Annotated in this window: 17 protein-coding genes; 15 read left to right on the top strand and 2 right to left on the bottom strand. The window is 65.5% G+C overall.

What is annotated here, in order from left to right; translation table 11 throughout:
- Positions 1-70: 70 nt before the first annotated feature.
- From FG91_RS02410 to FG91_RS02380, 7 genes are all read left to right on the top strand, one after another.
- Entirely contained in the window at positions 71-2854 is a 2784-nt protein-coding gene (locus FG91_RS02410; protein WP_037511417.1) for a TonB-dependent receptor, read from the top strand.
- A gap of 42 nt (positions 2855-2896) precedes the next feature.
- Positions 2897-5041: a hypothetical protein gene (locus FG91_RS02405; RefSeq protein ID WP_152567969.1), complete on the top strand. Its 2145-nt coding sequence runs from the start codon at positions 2897-2899 to the stop codon at positions 5039-5041.
- A gap of 115 nt (positions 5042-5156) precedes the next feature.
- Positions 5157-5999 (top strand): 5-dehydro-4-deoxy-D-glucuronate isomerase, encoded by an 843-nt coding sequence (gene kduI / locus FG91_RS02400; RefSeq protein ID WP_037511415.1) that lies wholly within the window; start codon positions 5157-5159, stop codon positions 5997-5999.
- Positions 6000-6184: 185 nt separating this feature from the next.
- Positions 6185-6724, top strand: a complete 540-nt coding sequence (locus FG91_RS02395) for an RNA polymerase sigma factor (protein WP_037511414.1) — start codon at positions 6185-6187, stop codon at positions 6722-6724.
- Positions 6708-7673 carry a FecR family protein gene (locus tag FG91_RS02390; protein WP_037511411.1) on the top strand — a complete coding sequence of 322 codons (966 nt, stop codon included), beginning with the start codon at positions 6708-6710 and terminating at the stop codon, positions 7671-7673. The genes FG91_RS02395 and FG91_RS02390 overlap by 17 nt, the downstream gene beginning before the upstream one ends.
- 132 nt (positions 7674-7805) lie before the next feature.
- A complete protein-coding gene (locus FG91_RS02385) occupies positions 7806-10673 on the top strand; it encodes a TonB-dependent receptor (RefSeq protein ID WP_235211908.1) in 2868 nt (955 codons plus the stop codon).
- 14 nt (positions 10674-10687) lie between these two features.
- On the top strand, positions 10688-12334 hold the full coding sequence (locus FG91_RS02380; RefSeq protein WP_235211907.1) for an FAD-dependent oxidoreductase: 1647 nt from the start codon (positions 10688-10690) through the stop codon (positions 12332-12334).
- Between the two features lie 50 nt (positions 12335-12384).
- Here the strand turns inward: FG91_RS02380 and FG91_RS02375 are convergent, their stop codons facing one another.
- Positions 12385-13422 carry an AraC family transcriptional regulator gene (locus FG91_RS02375; RefSeq protein ID WP_037511410.1) on the bottom strand — a complete coding sequence of 346 codons (1038 nt, stop codon included), beginning with the start codon at positions 13420-13422 and terminating at the stop codon, positions 12385-12387.
- Between the two features lie 111 nt (positions 13423-13533).
- On the opposite strand from FG91_RS02375, the gene FG91_RS02370 reads away from it, so the two are divergent.
- The 8 genes from FG91_RS02370 to FG91_RS02335 all read left to right on the top strand — a co-directional run bounded on the left by FG91_RS02370 (position 13534) and on the right by FG91_RS02335 (position 22246).
- Positions 13534-14511: a quinone oxidoreductase family protein gene (locus FG91_RS02370; RefSeq protein ID WP_037511407.1), complete on the top strand. Its 978-nt coding sequence runs from the start codon at positions 13534-13536 to the stop codon at positions 14509-14511.
- 12 nt (positions 14512-14523) lie between these two features.
- The gene (locus tag FG91_RS02365; RefSeq protein WP_037511404.1) at positions 14524-15372 is read left to right on the top strand and encodes a TauD/TfdA dioxygenase family protein; all 849 of its coding nucleotides are present in this window, start codon (positions 14524-14526) and stop codon (positions 15370-15372) included.
- Between the two features lie 20 nt (positions 15373-15392).
- Positions 15393-16457, top strand: a complete 1065-nt coding sequence (locus tag FG91_RS02360; RefSeq protein WP_037511400.1) for a 3-keto-5-aminohexanoate cleavage protein — start codon at positions 15393-15395, stop codon at positions 16455-16457.
- Between the two features lie 15 nt (positions 16458-16472).
- Positions 16473-17057, top strand: coding sequence for an RBBP9/YdeN family alpha/beta hydrolase (locus FG91_RS02355; RefSeq protein ID WP_037511398.1), 585 nt, complete (start codon positions 16473-16475; stop codon positions 17055-17057).
- Positions 17054-17437 (top strand): carboxymuconolactone decarboxylase family protein, encoded by a 384-nt coding sequence (locus tag FG91_RS02350; RefSeq protein WP_037511395.1) that lies wholly within the window; start codon positions 17054-17056, stop codon positions 17435-17437. Before FG91_RS02355 ends, FG91_RS02350 begins: the two co-directional genes overlap by 4 nt.
- Before the next feature lie 45 nt (positions 17438-17482).
- Positions 17483-18781, top strand: a complete 1299-nt coding sequence (locus FG91_RS02345; RefSeq protein ID WP_037511773.1) for an MFS transporter — start codon at positions 17483-17485, stop codon at positions 18779-18781.
- 11 nt (positions 18782-18792) lie between these two features.
- Positions 18793-19791 carry a YeiH family protein gene (locus FG91_RS02340; protein ID WP_037511392.1) on the top strand — a complete coding sequence of 333 codons (999 nt, stop codon included), beginning with the start codon at positions 18793-18795 and terminating at the stop codon, positions 19789-19791.
- A 100-nt stretch (positions 19792-19891) separates the two neighbouring features.
- Positions 19892-22246: a TonB-dependent receptor gene (locus tag FG91_RS02335; RefSeq protein ID WP_037511389.1), complete on the top strand. Its 2355-nt coding sequence runs from the start codon at positions 19892-19894 to the stop codon at positions 22244-22246.
- Positions 22247-22289: 43 nt separating this feature from the next.
- On the opposite strand, the gene FG91_RS20800 is transcribed toward FG91_RS02335, so the two are convergent.
- On the bottom strand, positions 22290-22910 hold the full coding sequence (locus FG91_RS20800; protein ID WP_052187234.1) for a TetR/AcrR family transcriptional regulator: 621 nt from the start codon (positions 22908-22910) through the stop codon (positions 22290-22292).
- Between the last annotated feature and the right edge of the window lie 5 nt (positions 22911-22915).

Here is a 22915-nt window from a genome sequence, read left to right as displayed (position 1 = left end):
CATATTGCGTCCGACAGAATTATATTATCAATCCGCTTAACTTATATGATGTCTTACAGGGAGAGTTCCATTGAAGATCAGTCTTCGCGCTTCCGTGGCGTTGATCGCGCTCGCCAGCGGCGCTCATATGGCAAAGGCGCAGACCGCGCCGGCCGCCACACCATCCGCAAATCAGGAGGCCGTAGATCCGGCGGCAAATGATGCACAGGACGGGGACGCCATCGTCGTCACCGGCATCCGCCAGAGCCTTGCCCGCGCCGCCGAAATCAAGCGCGAGTCGACCGCCGTGGTCGATTCGATCGTCGCCGAGGATATCGGCAAGCTTCCCGACATGACCACGGCGTCGGCGCTCCAGCGCGTTCCCGGCGTGCAGGTCGTCGTCGGCGGCAACAACGAGATCGTCGGCGCGCGCATCCGCGGCCTCGATGACATCATTACCACGCTCAACGGACGCGAGATTTTCACCGGCGTCGGCCGCGGCTTCTCATTCCAGGATCTGCCAGCCGAAGCGCTGGCGGGGGTCGATGTCTACAAGTCCAATTCGGCCGAGCGGCTCGAAGGCGGCGTGGCGGGCGGCGTCAATATGCGCCTGCGCCGCGCGCTCGATTTCAAGGAACTGACGATCGCGGGCAGCGCGCGCGCGACCTATCTGCAGGAAGCGGGTTCGAAGAACACGCTCAATCCGGCGGTGAGCCTGCTCGTCGCCAACCGCTGGGACGCGGGTGAAGGCGAGATTGCGGCGATGGCCAGCGTCTCCTATCAGCGCAACAAATATGCCCGGCCGGTCGCGTGGAACGACTGGACGCGCGCGACCAGCGCCGGCCCCGCCGGCTCGCCGCAGAACCTGCATTCGCCGACCGGCTTCGCGGCCGCGATCGAATTTGGCAAATATGAGCGCCCGCAGGGCAATTTCTCACTCGAATGGGCGCCCGATACCGACACCAAAATCTATGTCGAGGGCCTGTTCGCAGGCTATCGCGGCAACGTCTATCAGGCGCGCCCGACCTTCCGCGCATTCACCGGCACGTCGTTCGAGGCGACCGCGGGCGATACATGCGAGGATTTCGCGGTCGGCCCCGACGGCTATTATTCGGGCAATGTACGCAGCCCGACCAATCCGACAGGCACCGGCACGATCCGCCAGCTGTGCAACGCCACCGGATATACCGCACGCAACCTCGAATATTACACCGCGACCGTCGCCAACAAGGCGCGCACCGACATCTATGTGATCGCCACCGGCTTCAACAAGGAAATCGGCGCGCTCAGCTGGAACACCGACATCTCCTATGAATCCTCGACCAACAGAAACAACAGCTTTCGCGTCGATATCGGCAAGCGCATCGCCGAGCTGGTGCAGGTCAGGGATGACAATCACGAAGTCAGCGCAACGATGCCCGGCAACCCGATGAACGACCCGGCCGGCCTCGCCTTCGCCAACGGCATGACCGAAGATATCAACCGCAGCCGCGGCACATTGTGGTCGGTGATGAGCGACGCCAAATACGACTTTGACGGGTTCCTCGACTATGTTCAGGCCGGCGTTCGCGTCGCGCGGCGCAAAGCCGGGTTCGAGCAATATCTCGGCGGCCCGCCGGCCCCGGGCGGTTCGTTCGTGACCCCGCTGGCAAGCGCCGGCCTCCCCTCCGATATTCTCTCGCAGGCCCCCGGGGTCCCGCAGATGAACGGCGGCGCATCCTTCCTGCAGATCGACCCCCGATATCTGACGCAGGAATCGATCAAGCGGCAGCTCAGGACGCTGTACCGCATCTCGCCCGACACCCCGGCCTTCGACCCGACGCGCGACTATGATGCGCAGGAGAAAAGCTATGCCGGCTTCCTGCAGGCGGGGTATGAATTCTCGCTGACCGATGCGATCTCGGTCGACGGCATGGTGGGCGCGCGCCTGACCCGCACCGACCGGAACATTGCGGGTTCGGGCCGCGTGACCGATCCGGCAACGAGCACATCGCGCGTCGTGCTGGTCCAGCGCTCGACCAGCGACACCGATCTCCTGCCCAATGCCAGCGCGCGCATTCAGTTCGGCGACGGCCTCCAGGCGCGGTTCAACTATTCGAAGACGCTATCGCGGCCCAGCTTCGGCCAACTCAATCCCGGCCTCAGCTATGTCGTTTCGTATGTCAGCACGATCCAGAACTCCGGCTCGGGCGGCAACCCCGACCTCCGGCCGCAAAAGGCCGACAGCTTCGATGCGTCGCTCGAATATTATTTCGGCCGCAGCAATTATGTCTCGGTCGTCGGCTTCTATCGCGACATCACCGACCGCATCATCAACGGGACCGAGGTGCGAACGATCGACGGCCTGCAATATGTGATCTCGACCCCGCGCAACCTGGGGTCGGCCAAGATCAAGGGTGTCGAAGTAGGCGGCCAGCTGTTCCTCGACTTCCTTCCCGAAGGTCTCGACGGCGCGGGCGTGATCGGGAACTTCACCGTCATCGACAGCGAGGTGACGACGCCCGGCGACCGGCTTCAGGGCCTGCCGCTGCTCGGCGTCTCCAAATATAATTACAACATCGGCCTGATTTACGAGAAATACGGCATCTCGGCGCGGATGATCTACACCTACCGCTCCAGATATTTCGACGGCGACATCACCAACGGCCTCTCACTGCGGCCGGTTTCGATCCCCGTCGGACTCAACGGCATTCGCGCCGCCGGGCGGCTCGATTTCGGCCTGAATTACGATGTGACCCCGAATATCACGGTCAGCCTCGCCGGTACGAACATCACCGGCCAGAAGACGCGCAACTTCGAATCGCGCGAGGATTTCGTCCGCGAGGTGCGCAACGACGACACGACATACTCGCTCGGCGTCCGCTTCAACTTCTGACCCGATGACGACACCGCGAACGACGAAAAACAGGAGGATGGTTTGAACAGGAAACGGATTTTCACCGCGCTGGCGCTGGCAACCGCGCTAACAGCTGTCGGCTTGGCGGGCGCGGCGCAGGCACCGGCGACGGCTCTAAGCGCGCCTAACAAGGCGCTGCCCGGCGACGTGCGCGTTGCGCGGACGCAGGGCTCGGTGACGATCGACTGGCCCTCGGCTGAGGGCGAGCGCGCGCAGTTCGTCCTGTCGCTCGATCCCGGCAAGCCGCTGATCGAGGCGGTCTCGATCGCGGGCAAGACGGTGCTCGGCGGGATCGATCCCGCCGGCGTCGTTACCGTCGGCACGCGCGACCTCAAGGAGGGCTGGACGGTCTTCTTCGACAATCCGCGGACGCGGCCGTTCGAAAGCTTCCCGCTGACACTCGCGCGCAGCGACATCAGCGTGCGCGCGGAGGGCGGCTATACCAAGGTGATCGTCGGCGGCGCGGCGGCCGGGCCTTTCTCGGGCACCTATCAATTCACCATCTATCCGGGTTCGCGGCTGGTGCGTGCGGCGATGGTGATGTCGACTGAGCGCCCCGCCGCCGCCTACACCTTCGACGCCGGGCTCAGCGTCGCGACATCGGCGGCGCTGCCCTGGCGCTCGATCGCCTTCACCGACACCAAAGATGCGATGGTACGCAAGGAAGGCGATGCATCGCGCAAACCCGCGGTCTCGCCCAAGGTGCGCGCCCGCATGATCATCGCCGAGGGCACCGCGGGCGGATCGCTGGGCGTGGTTCCGCCGCCGCACCAATTTTATTACCCGCTCGATTACGCCAACAACGACAATTCGGCCTGGTACGGCAACGACTATCGCAACCTTGCCGGCCGCACGAGCTTCGGCGTGCGCCAGACGCTCGAGGGCGACCGGCGCTATGTGCCATGGGTCAACGCGCCCCCGGGCACGACGCAAGACATGGGCGTCTTCCTGCTACCCGACGCGGGCGATGCGGCCAGCGTCACCAAGGCCGCGCTCGCCTATACCCGCGGCGATCGTTTCAAGGCGCTCGACGGGCACCGCACCTTCACCAGCCATTATCATGTCGAGCACACCGAAGCCTTCCTGAACACCGCTCGCTTCCAGCAATCGACGGGTGTGCCCGACGGGCTCGAGTCCCCGCCCTTCGTCAAGCGTTTCAAGGACATGAACGTCGAGATCGTCCATCTCGCCGAGCTTCACCTCGGGCGCGAGGCGCTCGATCGCGCCGGCGACCGGCTGACCTTGCTCAAGACGATGCATGCCGAAACCGAACGCCTGTCGGATGACAAGCTGCTGCTGCTCCCGGGCGAGGAGCCCAACGTCCAGCTCGGCGGGCACTGGATCAGCTTCTTCCCCAAGCCGGTCTATTGGACGCTCGACCGCAAGGAGGGGCAGCCCTTCGTCGAGAATGATCCGAAGCTCGGCAAAATCTATCATGTCGGCTCGCCGGAGGATGTCTTGAAGCTGATGCAGGACGAGAACGGCCTGATGTGGACCGCGCACCCGCGGATCAAGGGTTCGTACGGCTTCCCCGACAAACACAAGGACACGCCCTTCTTCAAGAGCGACCGCTTTCTCGGCGGCGCGTGGAAGAATATGCCGTCGGACTATTCGCTGCCGCGTCTCGGCACGCGCGTGCTCGACACGCTCGACGATATGAACAACTGGGCGGCGAAACCGTCCGAGCGCAAATTCGCCCCCGGCGAGGTCGACGTGTTCCAGCTCTCGGACGAGAGCGAACTCTATGCGCACATGAACATCAACTATCTGCGGCTCGACGGGCCGCTGCCGCGCTATTCCGACGGCTGGCAGGGCGTGCTCGACGCGCTGCGCGGCGGGCGCTTCTTCACCACCACCGGCGAAGTTCTGATCCCCGAATTCACGATCGACGGCGCGAAGAGCGGCGAAGAAGCCGCATTCGGGCGCGATGCCGTGGTGCGGGCGAAGATCGAATGGACCTTCCCCCTCGCCTACGCCGAGGTCGTCAGCGGCGACGGCAAAAAAGTCTATCGCGATCGCATCGACCTGACCGGCGCCGCGCCGTTCGGCACGCGCACGATCGAAAAGCGCGTCAACCTCAGCAGCCGGAAATGGGCGCGGATCGAGGTGTGGGACGTCGCCACGAACGGCGCCTACACGCCGCCGGTATTCCTGAAAGGGAAATAAGAACCTCCCCTGCCCGTGCAGTCGTCATCGCTTCGATGGCGACTGCACGTGGCCTTTTGATGCGAAACGGTGCCGCCAACATACTGGCCCGGCCCGGTCCTTCTTCGGAGCAGCCATGTTCGATCGAACCTATTACGCCACCCATCCCGACATGATGGCGGGCGTGTCCAATGACGAATTGCGCGATCGCTATCTCATTCAGAATCTGTTTCGCCCGAACCAATGCGTGCTCAATTACACCCATGCCGACCGGCTGGTGATCGGCGGGGTGCTGGTCCAGAGCGGGAGCGTCCGCCTGCCCGATCAATCGGAGCCCGCCTCCGCTGCCGGCCACCCGTTCCTCGAGCGGCGCGAACTCGGCATCGTCAATGTCGGCCGCGCCGCGGGGACGGTCACCGTCGATGGCGAGCCGTTCGCGCTAGGCTCGAAGGACAGCTTATACGTCACGATGGGCGCGAAAGACGTCAGCTTTTCCGGCGACGGCGCGCGTTTCTATCTCGCCTCATCCCCCGCCCACCGCGCCTTCGACACACGAAAACTGCCGCTCGCCGGCGCCAAGATACTTGAGCGCGGCAGTCTGGCAGAGGCGAACGACCGGACGATCCACCAGCTCGTCATCCCGGGCGTATGCGACAGCGCACAGCTCGCGATGGGCCTCACCATCCTCAAGCCCGGAAGCGTGTGGAACACGATGCCGCCGCACGTCCACGAACGCCGGAGCGAGATTTATTTCTACTTCGATCTCGACGATCCCACGCAAGGCCGGGTGATGCACTTCATGGGTCAGGGCGACGCCACACGTCATATCGTCATGGCGGACGGCGAGGCGGTGATCTCCCCGCCCTGGTCGATCCACATGGGCGCAGGCACCAGCGCCTATGCGTTCATCTGGGTCATGGCGGGCGAGAATCAGGACTATGACGACATGAATGTCCTCGACATCTGTCAGCTCACCTAACCTGCTGATATTTAACCGGCGATCGGCGGAAACGGCGAGCGACGGCCTTCGGGCGTCGCAGCGGAGGCGGATCGAGCGGAATTAAACAACCTGATTCAGCATCTCGGTTGACGGAAACATCGCGGTCGGGCCTCTTAGAGGTTGAGAGGAGTGGAACGACGGAACGCGAGGCGCTAGCCGAGTGGGTGGGACGCGAGATCCTGCCGCACGAACGCGACCTGCGGCTATGGCTGCAGCGACGGCTCGTCGCCGCGGCCGACGTGGAGGACATCGTGCAGGAATGTTATTGCCGCCTGGCCCAGCTCGATGACGTCGCGCACGTCACGACGCCGCGCGCCTATCTGTTCACCATGGCCCGCAACCTGGCGCAGCGGCAGCGCAAGCACGCACGCGTTGTCCGGATCGAAGCGCTGGCGGAAACCTTCGAAGCCGAATCGGAAAGCGACCAGCTCTCGCCCGAACGGTTCGCCGCCGCGCGTCAGGAACTCGAGCGCGTACAGGCGGCGCTCGCAACTCTGCCCGAGCGCGCCCGGCGGATTTTCCTCATGCGCCGGGTCGAAGGGCTGACCCAGAAGGAAATTGCGGCGGCGATGGACGTGAGCGAGGCGGTGGTCGAGAATGACGCGAGCCGCAGCCTGCGCGCGATCCTGAAGCTGATCACCGAGCCGGAGCCCGAACAGGGAAGATTGTCGGACGGAGGCGTTGCGCATGCGCGATCACGCTGAAGAGGCCGCCGCCTGGGCGCTGCGTCACCCGCTCGATGCGGCCGGACGCGCCGAGCTCGAGGCGTGGCTGGCACAGGATCGCCGCCACGCCGGTGCGCTGCTCCGCGCGCAGGCGGGGTTGAGTGCGATCGACCGTGCGGTGGCAGGAGGCACGGTGGCAGAGCGCGCGCCTATCGATGTTGCGCGCCCCCTTCCCTCCGCCACCGCCCCGACGCGGCGGTGGCTGCTCGCGGGCGCCGCCGGCGCGATGGCGGCGGGGATTGCCGGGATCGTCGCCTGGCCGCACCTGATGGTCGAGCGCGTGACGACCGCGCGCGGCGAGATCAGGCGGCTGCCGCTCGCCGACGGCTCGGTCGCCACGATCGACACCAGCAGCAGTTTGCGCGTCGCGATGGCGGACGACAGCCGTCGCATCGCGCTGCAAGAGGGACAGGCCTGGTTTCAGGTCGCCAAGGATCGCAAGCGCCCCTTCGTCGTCGATGCCGGCATCGCGCAGGTGCGCGCGGTCGGCACCGCCTTCTCGGTGCGCCGCACGGAGAGCGGCGTGCGCGTCGCCGTCACCGAAGGCAGGGTCGCCGCCTGGGCGACCGACAGCGGCGGGACGATGACGATCCTGGAGGCGGGGCAATTTGCCACCTTCCGGCCCGGCACGGCGGCGCCCGAAATCGCGACCGAGCCCGCAGCGATCGAGCGATCGCTGGCGTGGCGCAGCGGCGAGATCGCGCTGGAAAACGAGACGCTCGGCAGCGCCGTCGAACAGTTCAACCGCTACAATCGCCAGCAGTTGGTGATCGCGGACCCGGATCTGGCGAGCGCACGGCTGGTGGGGCTTTTCCAGATCGACCGCCCCGCCGATTTCGCTGCGACGTTGAGCGCTTCGCTCGATGTCGCCGTCACGACCACCCCCGGCGAGATCCGGCTGGCGCGAAAAAAGAACCCGCTACCCTGACGGAAACCCGCCGGCGCGGACTCTTGGTATCGAGAGCGCACCGGCAATAGGGCGCCCGATGAAAAGGGGAGGATCGAATTGACGCACGCGCGCATTCATCTGCTGGGGACCGCCGCCGCAATCATATGCGGCGTGGCTTTGCCCGCCGAGGCGGCCGCACAAGTCCGCCGTTTCGACGTTCCCGCGCAGGCCGCGCAGACCGGCATCCCGATGTTCGCGCATCAGGCCGGCATCCAGATCCTCGCGCCCGGGGCCATTACCGAAGGCTTGCGGGTCAATCGCGTCAAGGGATCGATGGAAGTTGCCGCGGCGCTGCGGCTGCTTCTGTCCGGCACCGACTTGGTCCCGGTCAAGGTCGGCAACGCGTTCGTGCTGAAGCGCCGCGCGGCGGTCACGCAGGCAAGCCTGGCGGAGACTCCCGCACAACAAGCCTCCGGCCCTGCGACCGACACGCAAGCCGGCGAGGACATCGTCGTCACCGGCATCCGCGCGTCGCTTCAGGAGTCGATCAACGCCAAGCGCGAAGCACAGTCGATCGTCGACGTCATCACCGCGCAGGACATCGGCAAGATGCCCGACCAGAATGTGGCCGAAGCGATGAGCCGCGTGACGGGCGTCCAGATCAGCCGGCGCGAGGGCGACGGATCGAACTTCACCGTGCGCGGGATTTCGCAGAACCGGCTCGAGATCAACGGCCGCAACTATATCGGGCCGGGCAATGGCGGCAACGCGGCGCTGGAATCGGTGAGCCCCGAGATCATTTCCTCGATCCTCGTCATCAAGTCGCCCACCGCCGACATGCCCGAGGGTGCGCTCGGCGCGACGGTGAACCTCAAGACCAAGCGTCCGCTCGACCTCAAGGACTTCGTCGCCGCCGGACGCCTCCAGGGCGCCTATGCCGATCAGGCCGACCATGTCGGCTATCGCGGCTCGGCGATGGTTTCGAAGAGTTTCGGCGAGCGTTTCGGCCTACTCGCCAGCATCGCCTATTCGGACACGAAGACGCAGGGCCATTCGTTCGATGCCGGCGGCTGGACACAGACCGGCGCGATCGACGGCGATGGCGACGGCGTGGACGATCCGGGCCTGTACCGCCCGAACCGCTTCATGGCGCGCATCTTCGACCGCGCCGAACAACGGCTGACGGTGAACGGCACCGCGCAGTGGCGCCCGACCGACACGCTCGAAATCATCCTCGACGCGACCTTCAACCACCTCAAGCGCCAGCGGAACAGCGTCAATTACCAGGTGTTGTTCAACAACAACGACACCGATGCGATCGTGAACGACAGCAACACGGTCGTCGCCGGCACCTTCACCGGCGTGACCGTCCGGCCGCTGATCTATGACGAGCCGACCGACCTCAAATCGACCCTGCTCGGCGGATCGGTGAAATGGGAGAGCGACCGCGCGCGGGTGAGCTTCGACATGTCCTATGCCCATGGCAAGGGCAGCGACGGCGGCCCGGGTGCGTCGTTCACTTATGTGGTCGTGCCGCGCACGGGCAACACCGCGAACGCGAGCTATGATTTCAGGGCCGGCAATCCGGTGCCGGATCTGTCGATCGACGCCAATTTCAACCCGAACGACCCGTCGCAATATCGGCTGCTGTCGATCTTCGACTATGACGCGGTGACCGAGAACAGCGGCTATGACGGGCGGCTGGACTGGGAGTATCAGACCGAATGGGGCATCCTGTCCTCGGTAGAGACCGGGGTGCGCTACGAGCGCGTAAAGCTGCTCGCCGCCGATCCGCAGAACCTGCCTGTCGCGGCCAGCCTGCTCGCGGCCGGCGATACGAACGGCGACGGCATCCTGACCGTCGACGAGCTACCCGGGCTCAACTACGGCAAGGATTACGGCACCTTCTTCCCCGGCGCCGACGGCGCCTTTCCCCGCGACCTCCTCGGGGGCACGCTCGACAAATGGGCGGCCCGCGATGGGCTGGGCCTTGCAAGGCCCGATCCCAACGACACGACGATCACCGTCGGTCCGACCTCGATCAAGGACGTCAAGCAGGATACGCTCGGCGCTTATGTGAAGGGCAATTTCGAAGGCGATATCGGCGGCCTGCATTATTCGGGCAACGCCGGCGTGCGCTATGTCAGCACGGCGCGCGCGACAAAGGGATTTCTGTCGCCGACCGCCACGACCATGGTCAAGGCCGATTTCAGCTATTGGCTGCCCAGCGCGAATCTGTCGATCGACTTCAACGACGATCTGACGCTGCGCCTGGCCGGGGCGGAGGTCGTTGCGCGGCCGGGCCTCAATCAGGTCAGCGCCAGCTTCGTGCCCAACACCGTCAGCATGACCGGCTCGCGCGGCAATCCCAATCTCCGGCCGTTCGAGGCGACGCAATATGACGCCACGCTCGAATGGTATTTCGCGCCTTCGAGTTCGCTTACCGGCGCGGTCTTTTACAAGAAGGTCGATTCCTTCACCGTGAACACCGTGACCCGCGAGTTCATTCCCGGTTTTTCCGAGCGGTTCGGGCTGTTCGACATATCGCAGCCGCAAAATGGCGAGGATGGCGACATCAAGGGCTTCGAGCTCGCCTATCAGCAAGCCTTCCGTTTCCTGCCCGCACCGTTCGACAATCTCGGCATCCAGGCGAACTACACCTATGTCGACAGCTCGACGCCGCTGGTCGATTCGATCACCGGCGCGCGGCTTCCGCTCCCCGGCCTGTCGCGCGACAGTTACACGCTGATCGGCTATTATGAGGACGACATCTTCTCGGTGCGCGCGGCCTATACCTATCGCAGCAAATATCTGAACTCGGTCGGCGGCGCGGCCAGCGGCGGCAACACCTATATCTCCGCCCGCGGTCAGCTCGACGCATCGGCGCAGATCAACCTGACGCCCAATCTGCGCCTGACTTTCGAGGGCATCAATCTGACCAAGGCGATCGACCGCCAGTATCTGGGCGAACCCGATCGCCTGACGTTCAGCGCGCAGGAGGATCGCCGGATCTTCTTCGGCGTGGCCGCCAGCTTCTGAGCATGAGGATCACCATGAACCGCAAGCGCTTACGCGCCCTCGCCACCCTGTCCGCCTGGCTTCTGCCGATGGCGGCCCTTCCCTCACCCGCGGCCGCTCAGCCGCATCCACGCGCCGATATCGTCATCTATGGCTGCACCTCGGGCGGGGTTGTCGCCGCGATCGAGGCGCGGCGCCTCGGCCGGTCGGTGCTGCTGGTGTGCCGCGAAGACTATCTCGGCGGCATGTCGACCAACGGCCTCGGCTGGTCCGACACCGGCAACCATCGCGCGATCGGCGGCCTGTCGCTCGAATTCTACCGCAAGGTGAAGCAATATTATGACGACCCGTCGGTCTGGGCCCACGCCCCGCGCCCGGCCCGGGCCGAGAACTTCGTCGACGGCGATGCGATGTGGCAGTTCGAACCGAAGGTCGCCGAGCGCATCTTCGAGGATTGGGCAAAGCAGGCGGGCGTCACCATCGTGCGCAATCAGCCACTCGACCGGTCGAAGCGCGGCGTCGAGATGGACGGCAATCGCGTCACCGCCTTCCGCTCGAAGTCGGGGCAGCGTTTCGAGGGAAAGATCTTCATCGACGCGACCTATGAGGGCGACCTGATGGCCGGCGCGGGCATCAGCTTTACCGTCGGGCGTGAGAGCAACGCGACCTATGGCGAGACACTCAACGGCGTCCAGCTCGCGAACACCACCAACCACCAGTTCACGCTCGACATCGACCCGTATCGCGTGCCCGGCGATCCCTCGAGCGGGCTGGTGCCGCGGATCAGCGCCGAGCGCCCGGCGCGCGACGGCACCGCCGACCGCAAGATCCAGGCCTATACCTATCGCATGTGCCTGACCGACGTGCCCGCGAACCGCGTGCCCTTCCCCAAGCCCGCAGGCTATGACGCGAGCCAGTACATATTGCTCCAGCGTTACATGGACGCCGGCTATCGCGACTATTTCCGCAAGTTCGACCGCATCCCCAACGGCAAGACCGACACGAACAATTTCGGCGCCTTCTCGTTCGACAATATCGGCATGAACTATGGTTATCCCGAAGGCAGCGATGCCGATCGCGCCGCGATCGTGCGCGAGCACACGATCTATCAGCAGGGGCTGCTGTGGTTCATGGCGAACGACCCCGCCGTGCCCGCCGAGACCCGCGCGGAAATGTCGAAATGGGGCCTCTGCAAGGACGAGTTTACCGGCACCGGCCACTGGCCGCGCGAAATGTATGTGCGTGAGGCGCGCCGCATGGTCTCCGACTTCGTGATGGCCGAACCGCATTTGCGCGGCACCAAACCGACGCCGCGGCCCATCGGCATGGGCTCGTACAACATGGATTCGCATAATGTGCAGCGGATCGTCGACGCGCGCGGCTTCGCGCGCAACGAGGGCAATATCGAGATCAGCCCCGGTCGCGCCTATCCGATCAGCTACGACGCGATCGTGCCGAAAAAGCGCGAAGCCGCGAACCTGCTGGTGCCGGTCGCGCTGTCGGCGTCGCATATCGCCTATGGCTCGATCCGAATGGAGCCGGTGTTCATGATCCTCGGCCAGTCCGCGGCCGCAGCATCATCGATCGCGATCGACGAACAGATCGCCGTGCAGGATGTCGACTATGACAAGCTTCGCGCAAGACTGATGTCGGAAGGGCAGATCCTCGAACTTGCGCACTGACAGGAACCCCGGACGCTAGACTCATTGCACTCGGCAATGAATCCCGGCGCCTAGTTACCAGGAGCGGACGATATGGGCTGCCTTTGGATCGCCGAAAGACGCCATTGGCGCGGCGACACGCCGAATATCTGGCCATGCCAGCGGGTATAGGCCCCGATCGATCCATAGCCGAGCATCTCGGCAACATCGGTGATTCGCGTGCGCGGATTGGCGAGATATTGCGCGGAAAGTTGCATTCGCGCCCGGTTGAGAAGATCGCTGAAGCTCGTCCCGTCGGCGTCGAGCATCCGTTGCAGCGTGCGCACTGTGGTTCCCATCGATTCGGCACAATATTGGACTGTGGCGCGCCCCGAAGGCAGCAAGAGCATGATCAACTGCTCAACCTCCTGTGCAGCCGTGCGCATCGCGGGGTTCATCACCGACGAGATCAGCTCGCGGGCATGACCGGCAAGTGCGGAATCGGCGCGCGCCGCAGGCCGGTCGAGATCGGCTGCGGCGATGACAAGGCCGTTGAACTCGCAATCGAACGTAACATCGCAATGGAACAGCCGCCGATAGACCTGCATTTCTGACGCCCGCGGCTTGCCGCGCGAGAAGCACACCGAGAGCGGCGACCAATTGTCGCCCAGCACGCTCGCGCAGAGGCGCACGAGAACGCCCAGCGCGAGATCGGATGACTGGCGATGCGGCTCGGGGCTGCTCAGCGCAAAATCTTCGCGTAGCACGACCTCCTCGCCGAAAGGCTCGACATGCAGGACGAGCGTCGAGTTGATCTGGTTGCGAAATTCGGTGATCGCCTGAAGCGCCAGGCGGAGCGTCGGCTGGTGCGCGATCAACAGGCTGGCGACACCAAGATTGGCGAGCGCACGCTCCCCGGCCATGCGAAGGCCCAATGTCTCGCAGCCGGTAACCTCGGCGCTGCGTTCCAGAAGGCGCATGGTCGCTCGCGCCGAGATCAATTGTTCGGGATTCGCGAACAGTTCGGGCGACAGCCCGCATTCGCGCAGCAAAGGCCGCGGGTCGGCCCCCAGCCCCCGCATCGCCGGAAAATAGCCGGTCAGCGCCGCAACGCGGACGAGTTCGGCCACGCTTCTCTCCTCTGATCGCGCCCGTTGGCGTCTAATGCCAAAATTATGTCACGAAATGTGAAAAGTGCAAGCGGGCGCTGCTCTACCCCCATCGTAATGGGAGAGCGAGAGATGGCCAAAGCCGTTCGTTTTTATGAAGCCGGTGGACCGGAAGTGCTCCGGATCGAGGATGTCGCGGTCGGCGAACCCGGTCCGGGCGAGGTCCGCATCCGCCATGTTGCGGTCGGCTGCAATTTTGCCGACACCTATTTCCGCTCGGGCTATTATCCGGCACCGCTTCCGGCCGGGATCGGCGTCGAGGGCGCGGGCGTGATCGAGGCCGTCGGCGAAGGCGTCACCGGTTTCGCGCCCGGCGACCGCGTCGCCTATAACGGCAGCCCGCTCGGCGCCTATAGCGAGGCGCGCGTCATGCCCGCCGCGCCGCTGTTCAAGCTGCCCGACGCCATTTCGCTCGAAGATGCCGCGGCGTCGACGATGCGCGGCCTGTCGGCGACCTATTGGCTCGCGAAGACCAATCCGCGGATGAAGGCCGGCGACACGATCCTGCTCCACGCCGCGGCGGGCGGGGTCGGGCTGCTCGCGGTGCAGCTCGCCAAGCTGATGGGGCTGCGCGTCATCGGCACCGTGTCGAACGAGGCGAAAGCCGAAAAGGCGCTCTCGCTCGGCTGCGACGAGATCATCTTCTATCGCCGCGAGGATGTTGCCGCGCGGGTCAAGGAATTGACCGATGGCGAGGGCGTGACGACGGTGTTCGACAGCGTCGGCAAAGACACGTTCGAAGGCTCGCTCAAATCGCTGAAGCGCCGCGGCGTGTTCGTCGCCTGCGGCACCGCGTCTGGGCCCTTCCCGCCGGTCGACGCCTTCCAGCTTCTGATGCAGGGGTCGGTCTATTTCACCCGCCCCGGCTTCGCCGACTATTATGCCGACCCCGCCGAGCGCGCCGAACTGTCGGACCTGTGGTTCGGCCATCTGGCCGCGGGCCGCGTCAAGGTCGAAATCGGCCAGCGCTATGCCCTTGACGACTGCGTCGCCGCGCATCGCGAACTCGAAGCCGGCCAGACGATAGGATCATCCATCTTCGTGCTCTGAGGGAGAGGGACGATGAAGATCGAAAAGCTCACCACGCATATCGGCGCCGAAGTCCGCGGCATCGACCTCGCCCAAGCGGCACGCAGCGACGATCTGTTCGGCGAAATCCGCGCCGCGCTGCTCGAACACAAGGTCTTGTTCCTGCGCGATCAGGACATCGGCCGCGCGGATCATGTCGCTTTCGCGCGCCGCTTCGGCGCGCTCGAGGATCATCCGGTGGTCGGCAGCGACCCCGACCATCCGGGGCTGGTGCAGATCTACAAGGACGAGACGTCGCCGCCAGATTATTACGAAAACAGCTGGCATTGCGACGCGACCTGGCGCGACGCGCCGCCAATGGGCGCCGTGCTGCGCTGCGTCGCCTGCCCGCCAGTCGGCGGCGACACGATGTGGGCGAATATGGCGAAAGCCTATACCGACCTGCCCGATCCTGTGAAGGCGACCATCGCGCCCCTGAAGGCACGCCATTCGATCGAGGCGAGCTTCGGCGCGCGGATGAGCGAGGATCAGCGCCACGCGCTGAAAGCACGCTTCCCCGATGCCGAGCATCCGGTCGTCCGCACGCATCCCGAAACCGGCGAGAAAATCCTGTTCGTCAACGGCTTCACAACGCACTTCACCAATTTCCACACCGCCGAAAACGTCCGCTATGGTCAGGATTATGCGCCGGGCGCGAGCCAGCTCCTCGCCTGGCTGATCGGCCGCGCCGCGATCCCCGAATATCAGGTCCGCTGGCGCTGGCAGCCGAACAGCGTCGCAATCTGGGATAACCGCTCGACCCAGCACTACGCCGTCATGGACTACCCGCCCACGATCCGCCGCATGGAGCGCGCGGGCATCGTCGGCGACCGCCCCTACTGATAACGAAAAGGAGAGAGACGATGCAATTTCTCGACGACAGCCTGCTTCCCGAAACGCAGGACAAATTGGTCATCACCGTCGCGCCCTATGGGCCCGAATGGCACCCCGACGATTTCCCCGAGGATATTCCGCTCACGATGGAAGAGCATATCCAGAAGGCGGTCGATTGCTACAACGCCGGCGCCACCGTTCTCCACCTCCATGTCCGCGAAGAGGATGGCTCGGGGTGCAAGCGCCTGTCGAAATTCAACGAGCTGATCGCCGGGGTGCGCGAGCGCGTGCCCGACATGATCATCCAGGTCGGCGGCTCGATCTCCTTCGCCCCTGAAAGCGACGAGGACGGGGCCGAGGCGAAGTGGCTGTCCGACGAGGTCCGTCACATGCTCGCCGACCTGAAGCCCGCGCCCGATCAGGTGACGATCGCGGTCAACACAACCCAGATGAACATCATGGATCTGATGACCGAGGAGGAATATGGCCAGACCTCGCTCGCCAATCCCGCGCTGTATCAGGCCTATCGCGAGATGGTCGTTCCCGCGGGACCGCAATGGGTCGAGGAGCATCTGCGCCGGCTGACCGCCGCGGGCATCCAGCCGCATTTCCAGCTGACCTGCATGCCCGACATGGAAACGGTCGAGCGGCTGGTACGCCGCGGGCTCTACAAGGGGCCGCTCAACCTGACCTGGGTCGGCATTGGCGGCGGCTTCGACGGCCCCAATCCGAACAACTTCATGGAATTCATCCGCCGCGCGCCCGACGGCTCGACCGTCACGCTCGAAACGCTGATGCGTCATGTCCTGCCGGTCAATGTCATGGCGATGTGCCTCGGCCAGCATGTGCGTTGCGGCATCGAGGACACGCTTTACGACCAGCACGGCAACAAGATGACTTCGGTGCAGGGGATCGAGCAGATCGTCCGCATCGCGAAGGAACTCGGCCGCGAGATCGCGACCGGCAAGGAAGCGCGCGAGATCTACAAGATCGGCGTGCAATATAATTCGGTCGAGGAAACGCTCGCCAAGCTCGGCATGGCACCCAACCGCCAGCCCGGCCAGCGCGCGCTGCCGCTGCGCTACGCGGCCTGAGGCGGGAGCGCGGCGATGGCTTTCGGCGGCGAGACGACGATCCTCTTCGTTCCCGGGCTTCGGGATCATGTCGAGGATCATTGGCAGACCCATGCCGCACGGGCGATCCCCGGCGCGGTGACGGTCGAACCGCTCGCCGCCGACCGGCTCAGCCGCGCGGGGCAAGTCGCGGCGCTCGACGCCGCGCTCCGCGCCATAACCGGCGAGGTGGCGATCGTCGCGCATAGCGCGGGGTGCCTGACGACGGTGCATTGGGCGCTCGCCCCGACGCGGACGATCCGCGCGGCGCTGCTCGTCGCCCCCGCCGACATCGAAAATCCGCTGCCCGCGGGCTATCCCGAGCCGGGCGCGCTCAAGGAAGGCGGCTGGCTGCCGATCCCGCGCAAGGCCCTACCCTTCCCGGCGCTCGTCGTCGCGAGCCGCAACGACCCGCTCGCGGCGTTCGATCGGGTCACGAGCTTCGCGGATGCGTGGGGCGCAGCGTTGCACGACGCCGGCGAGGTCGGGCATCTCAATCCGGCCGCGGGCTATGGCCCGTGGCCCGAGCTGTTCGGACTGCTCGCTCGGCTCGACGATCACGCGCGGAGTGCCGCGCAATGAGCGCTACCCCGGTCAGCGACGCGATGCGCGCGGGCGGCCAGTGGAACCCCGCGTGGGAGGAGATGGCGGCGCTCGATCCCGAATGGCTCGAAACCTTCCTCGCTGCAGGCACATTGCCGCTGCGGCGCGGGGTCCTCGATCCGAAGATCTATGAATTTCTGGCGATTGCGGTCGATGCCTCCTGCACACACATGTATGCACCGGGCACACGCCGCCACATCGCCGCCGCGCTCGACAAGGGCGCGACGCCCGAGGAAGTGATGGCGGTGCTCGAAGCGGTCGCGGTACTCGGATTGCACTCGGTGGCGCTCGGCGCGCCGATGCTGGTCGAAGAAATGAAGGCGCGCGGGCTGGCGATGCCCGGCGCGGCGCAGGATTGACATGATCGCGCCCACCGGCTTCCCGACAACGGATTGGAGACGGGCATGGCGGTAATGGCACCCACGGCGAACGGCGGCATCGCGGCCGGCGGACCGCGCGACACGACGCTCTATGGCTGGATCGTCTTCGCGCTGAGCTTCGGGCTCCTCATCTCCGACTATATGGCGCGGCAGGTGCTGAACGCGGTCTTCCCGCTGCTCAAGGCCGAATGGGCGTTGAGCGACGCCGAACTCGGGCTCCTGTCGGGCGTGGTCGCGCTGATGGTCGGGTTGCTGACCTTCCCGCTCTCGCTCGCCGCCGACCGTTGGGGCCGCGTGCGCAGCCTCGCGTTGATGGCCGCGCTGTGGAGCCTCGCCACCCTCTTCTGCGCGGTCGCCGCGAGCTATCATCAGATGCTCGTCGGACGGATCATGGTCGGGGTCGGCGAGGCCGCCTATGGCAGCGTCGGCATCGCGGTCGTGATCAGCGTCTTCCCGCAGCGCCTCCGCGCGACCCTCTCGGCCGCCTTCATGGCGGGCGGGCTGTTCGGGCAGGTGCTCGGCGTCGCAATCGGCGGGGAGATTGCCGCGAGCCACGGCTGGCGCGCCGCCTTTGCCGTGATCGGGCTCGGCGGACTGTTGCTCGCCGTCGCCTATCCGTTGGTCGTCCGCGAAAAGCGGATCGCCGAGATCGCCGGATCGACCGCGCGCACCGCCGATACATCGGAGCCCGCGCCGCGCACCTCGCTCCGCGCGCTCTTCGCCAACCGCAGCGTGCGCCTCGCTTATTGCGCAAGCGGCGTTCAGCTCTTCGCTGCGGGGGCGCTCCCCGCGTGGCTTCCAAGCTATTTCAACCGCTATTATGCGATGCCCGTCGATGCGGCCGGACGCATGGCCGCGCTGTTCCTGCTCATCTGCGGCTGCGGCATGGTGCTGTGCGGCATGGCGAGCGACCGCGCCGCGCAGGGCCGGCCCGACCGCAAAATCCTGCTTGCCTCGGGCTATGGCTTCGGTAGCGCGATCGCACTCAGTCTCGCGCTGATGCTGCCGCCGGGACTGCCCCAGCTTGTCCTGCTCGGCATCGCGATGTTCTTCGTCGCCGGGACGACCGGGCCCGCGGGCGCGATGGTCGCGAACCTCACCCCCGCCGCGCTCCACGGTTCGGCCTTCGCAACGCTGACGCTCGCGCATAATCTGCTCGGACTCGCGCCGGGGCCGATCCTGACCGGACGGATCGCCGACACGATCGGCCTGCTCGACGCGCTGCGCTTCCTGCCGATCGCGGCCATCATCGCCGCGCTGCTCTTCCTCGCCGCGCGGCGCAGCTATCTCACCGACCTCGATACGGTCGCCTCCCAACCCTAGGAACCAGCATCATGCCATCATTCGCTGCGCGCGCCGCTGCCCCGGCGCCGGGCCTTGCCGTCGCGCTCGTCGTCGCCGCGACCGCGACCTTCCTCTCGGAACATTATGACGCGCCGGTCATGCTCTATGCGCTGCTGCTCGGCATGGCGCTCAACTTCGTGACCGAGGCGCCGCGCGGCCGGGAGGGGATCGATTTCGCCGCCAAGGGGCTGATGCGGCTCGGCGTCGCGCTGCTGGGCTTCCGCATCGGCTGGGATCAGGTGTCCGCGCTCGGCTGGGGGCCGGTGGCGATGGTCGTGACGCTTGTCGGCGCGACGATCCTGATCTCGACCCTCGCGGCGCGCGCGATGGGGTTCAACCCGCTGTTCGGTTTCCTGTCGGGCGGCGCGACCGCAATCTGCGGCGCGTCGGCGGCGATGGCGCTGTCCGCCGCATTGCCGCCGAACCCGAAGAAGGAACAGGCAACGCTGTTCACCGTGATCGGCGTGTCGGCGCTGTCGACGTCCGCGATGGTCCTCTACCCGCTGATCACGCGTGCGCTCGGGCTCGACGATCATGCCGCCGGCGTCTTCATCGGTGCGACGATCCACGACGTCGCGCAGGTCGTCGGTGCCGGTTACGCAATCTCGCCCGATGCCGGTGACACCGCGACGATCGTCAAGCTGCTCCGCGTCGCGATGCTGCTGCCCGTCATCCTCGTTGCCGGGCAGATCAGCCGCCGCGAAGCCGGCGCAGCGGGAACCGAACGCCCGCCGTTGTTGCCCTGGTTCGTCGTCGCCTTCGTCGCGCTGGTCGCGCTCAACAGCCTGATCCCCCTGCCCACAGCGGTGACCGAAACCGGAAGCAGGCTGTCCCACTGGTGCCTCGTCACCGCGATCGCCGCGATCGGCATGAAGACCCGGCTGGGCGATCTGGTGCAGGTCGGCTGGAAGCCCGTCGCACTGATGATCGGCGAGACGGCGCTGCTCGCCGCGATGGTGCTCGGTTGGCTCGCGCTCGTGCCCATGTGACGCGCATTGCAAAAAACCTGTCACGAAATGTGAAATATCGCCGCCCGAGCGCCGATAGCCTTCGATCAAAGATCACCAATGATCATCCTGGGAGGGAAATATGAAGAGGATTGCCTGCACGAGTCTTGCCGCCTTCGCTGTCGCACTCGCGGCCATGCCTGCCGCCGCGCAGGAGGCGAAACCCGCCGACTCCGCGCCCGACATGGGCGACGCGATCGTCGTCACCGCGCAGAAGCGCGCCGAGAATATCCAGGATGTGCCGATCTCGATCGCGGCGGTCAGCGGCGAGACGATGGAGAGCGCGAACATCCTCACCGTGATGGACCTCGGCCGCGTCGCGACCAATTTCCAGACGGTGCGTTCGTCGAACACCGGCTCGACGCGCATCGGCATCCGCGGCGTCGGCAGCCTCGCCAACACGCTGATCGAACCGAGCGTCGCGGTGTTCGTCGACGGCGTCTATGTCCCGCGCTCGGGCTCGATCCTCGGCGCCTTCCTCGATATCGACGGGGTCGAGGTGCTGCGCGGCCCGCAAGGCACCTTGTTCGGGCGCAACGCCAGCGTCGGCGCCCTGTCGATCCGCAGCGCGCTGCCCGAGGATGAATTTTCGGGTGCGGTGTCGGCCGAAGCCGGCTCGTTCGACCGCTACAAGCTGTCGGGCCACATCAACGTCCCCCTCGGCGAGAATGTCTCGGCGCGCGTCGCGGCGATGGGGCAATGGTATGACGGGCCGTGGAAGAACGTCTACGACGGCAAGACCTATGGCGGGTCGGACGATGTCGCGGTGCGCGGCACGGTGAAGGCCGAGTTCGGCAACCTCGAATGGATCGTGCGCGGCGATTATACGCGGCTCGACGGCGACGGCGTCGTCAACTTCGACTTCGATCCCGCCTCGGTCGCCCCGGCGCGGCTCGCCTTCCTCCGCGCGGCGTTCAGCGGCGGCCCCGACACCAACCTCAACGACCGGGTGATGAACCAGTCGGTCGCCTCGGGCTTGCTCGACAAGAATTGGGGCGTGTCGAGCACGGCATCGCTCGAAATCGGCGGCGGATCGACGCTGCGCCTCGTCAACAGCTATCGCAAATGGACGAACGACCAGCTCGACGGCGACATCATCTTCCTGCCCGTCCCGCTCGCGACGCGGCGCAACCTGTTCGATTCGGGCAGCCAGAACCACGAACTGCAATTCATCTCACCCGAACGCGAATGGCTGGGCGGCCATTTCGACATGGTCGCGGGCGTCTATTATTTCGAGGAGAAATTTGCGCTCGGCGAGCAGCTCAACATGGACACGCAGTTCTGCAACGTCCTCGTCCCCGCGGGGCCGGGACGCACCGCATGCGCCGCCTATTTCGCCAGCACCGGCGGCGTCGCCGCGACCGATCAGGACGTGTATCAGAAGGTCCGCAGCATCGCCGCCTATGCGCAGGGCAATATCTATCTTTCGGACGCGCTCACGCTCACCCTCGGCGGCCGCTGGACCAACGACCGCAAACGCGGCAGCTATTCGCAGCTATCGAGCCCCTTCACCCAGACGATCCGCGCGCCCGAGGTGCTCGACTATCCCGGTCTTTCGGAAGGCCGCTTCACCTATCGCGTCAGCCTCAACTACAAGCCGGCCGACGACGTGATGCTCTTTGCCACCCATTCGACGGGCTATAAATCGGGCGGCTATAATTCGGGCGGCGGCATACCGTCGCTGTCGACCTTCGACCCGCAGGGCAATCTGATCTCGACGCGGCGCGTCTTCGACCGCGAGACGGTCAAGAATTACGAGTTCGGCGCCAAGACAAGCTGGCTCGACCGCGCGCTCACTGCGAACATCACCTTCTTTCGCATGGATATATCGGGATTTCAGGACCGCGCCTTCGACGGGGTCAGCTTCGTCGTCCGCAACGCCGGCAATTTGCGCCAGCAGGGCTTCGAGCTCGACCTGAGGCTCGCGCCCAGCGACCGCTTCTCGCTCTCGGGCTCGCTCGCCTATCTCGACTCCGAATTCACCGATTTCGCGGGCGCCTCGGGCCTGCCCGGTATCGGCGGGACGCAGGACCTGACCGGCAAGCCGAACAGCTTCTCGCCCCCCTGGTCGGGCAATGTCGCAGTCGACTGGAACGGCGATGTCGGGTCGAGCGGATGGACATGGGCGGCGAACGCCAATGTCTCCTTTGTATCCGACCAATATGTCGGCACGGTCAACGACGCCAATCCGCAATCGATCGCCGACGGCTATGCTTTGCTCGGCGCGCGGCTGACGTTGAGCGGCCCCGACGACCGCTGGTCGCTCGCGATCTTCGGCAGCAACCTCACCAACACCCATTACCGCCCGCTCGCGGTCTATCAACCGCTCGGCGCGGCGCTCGGCCTCAACAACGGCGCCTTTCTGGGGAGCACGGCAAACCGCATCCTCGCGAACGAACCCCGAACCTATGGTGTCAACGCAACCGTCCGGTTCTAAAGTGATCGCTGCGGCACGGTACAGTGATGCCGTGCCGCAGCGTCTACGCCTCCGGTCCTGCTGCCAGCACGGCATGCACCATATGCCGCAACTGCGATGCGAATATGTCGTTCATGGCCTGCGCGGCCTCCGTGCCAAAGATGCCCCGAAAGGTCGGGCCGGACACGGCATGATAATTGACCGCGCCGAGCAGTTGAACCACGGTGGCGCGCAATTGGGCGTCCGAAGCGCCCGACCAGCCCGGCACGCCGCGAAGCATCGTTACAAGCTCGCCCAGAAACGGCTTGAGATACCAGGATCCGGCGCGTTCAGCCCGGATCTGATTGTCGAGGATTTCGCGCATCAAAAGTCGCGACCGCTCGATCCGCGGCGGCGTGTCGGAAATCATCGCGACGAGCCAGTCCTGCAACTGCCGGGCCGCGTCGGCACCCGGTTCCGATGAAGCCTTCAGGCCGGCCAGCTCGCCCGCGATCTGTTCCAGCACCAGCCCATAGAGCCGTTCCTTGGTTCCGAAATGATGGAGGAGCGCCTGCTTCGTCAGGCCAAGCTCCGCCGCGATCTGGGCGATACTGACTCCGTAGAAGCCGCGCTCCGCGAATAGCGCGCGCGCTTCCTCGATCATGCGGTCGCGGGTGGAGGCGGAGGTTTTGAAAGCCGTGGCCATGCGCC

The sequence above is a fragment of the Sphingopyxis sp. LC81 genome (genome assembly GCF_000756375.1).
Taxonomy (GTDB): Bacteria; Pseudomonadota; Alphaproteobacteria; order Sphingomonadales; family Sphingomonadaceae; genus Sphingopyxis.
The sequence above is the reverse complement of the archived record's forward strand: the minus strand, read 5'-3'. Positions and strand labels throughout refer to the sequence as shown.

Bases quoted from the DNA above. Each gene is read 5' to 3' on its own strand.
- FG91_RS02380 (WP_235211907.1), top strand. From the start codon at position 10,688: ATGAACCGCAAGCGCTTACGCGCCCTCGCCACCCTGTCCGCCTGGCTT.
- FG91_RS02390 (WP_037511411.1), top strand. From the start codon at position 6,708: ATGCGCGATCACGCTGAAGAGGCCGCCGCCTGGGCGCTGCGTCACCCG.
- FG91_RS02370 (WP_037511407.1), top strand. From the start codon at position 13,534: ATGGCCAAAGCCGTTCGTTTTTATGAAGCCGGTGGACCGGAAGTGCTC.
- FG91_RS20800 (WP_052187234.1), bottom strand. From the start codon at position 22,910: ATGGCCACGGCTTTCAAAACCTCCGCCTCCACCCGCGACCGCATGATC.
- FG91_RS02340 (WP_037511392.1), top strand. From the start codon at position 18,793: ATGCCATCATTCGCTGCGCGCGCCGCTGCCCCGGCGCCGGGCCTTGCC.
- kduI (WP_037511415.1), top strand. From the start codon at position 5,157: ATGTTCGATCGAACCTATTACGCCACCCATCCCGACATGATGGCGGGC.
- FG91_RS02350 (WP_037511395.1), top strand. From the start codon at position 17,054: ATGAGCGCTACCCCGGTCAGCGACGCGATGCGCGCGGGCGGCCAGTGG.
- FG91_RS02335 (WP_037511389.1), top strand. From the start codon at position 19,892: ATGAAGAGGATTGCCTGCACGAGTCTTGCCGCCTTCGCTGTCGCACTC.
- FG91_RS02360 (WP_037511400.1), top strand. From the start codon at position 15,393: ATGCAATTTCTCGACGACAGCCTGCTTCCCGAAACGCAGGACAAATTG.
- FG91_RS02355 (WP_037511398.1), top strand. From the start codon at position 16,473: ATGGCTTTCGGCGGCGAGACGACGATCCTCTTCGTTCCCGGGCTTCGG.
- FG91_RS02365 (WP_037511404.1), top strand. From the start codon at position 14,524: ATGAAGATCGAAAAGCTCACCACGCATATCGGCGCCGAAGTCCGCGGC.
- FG91_RS02345 (WP_037511773.1), top strand. From the start codon at position 17,483: ATGGCGGTAATGGCACCCACGGCGAACGGCGGCATCGCGGCCGGCGGA.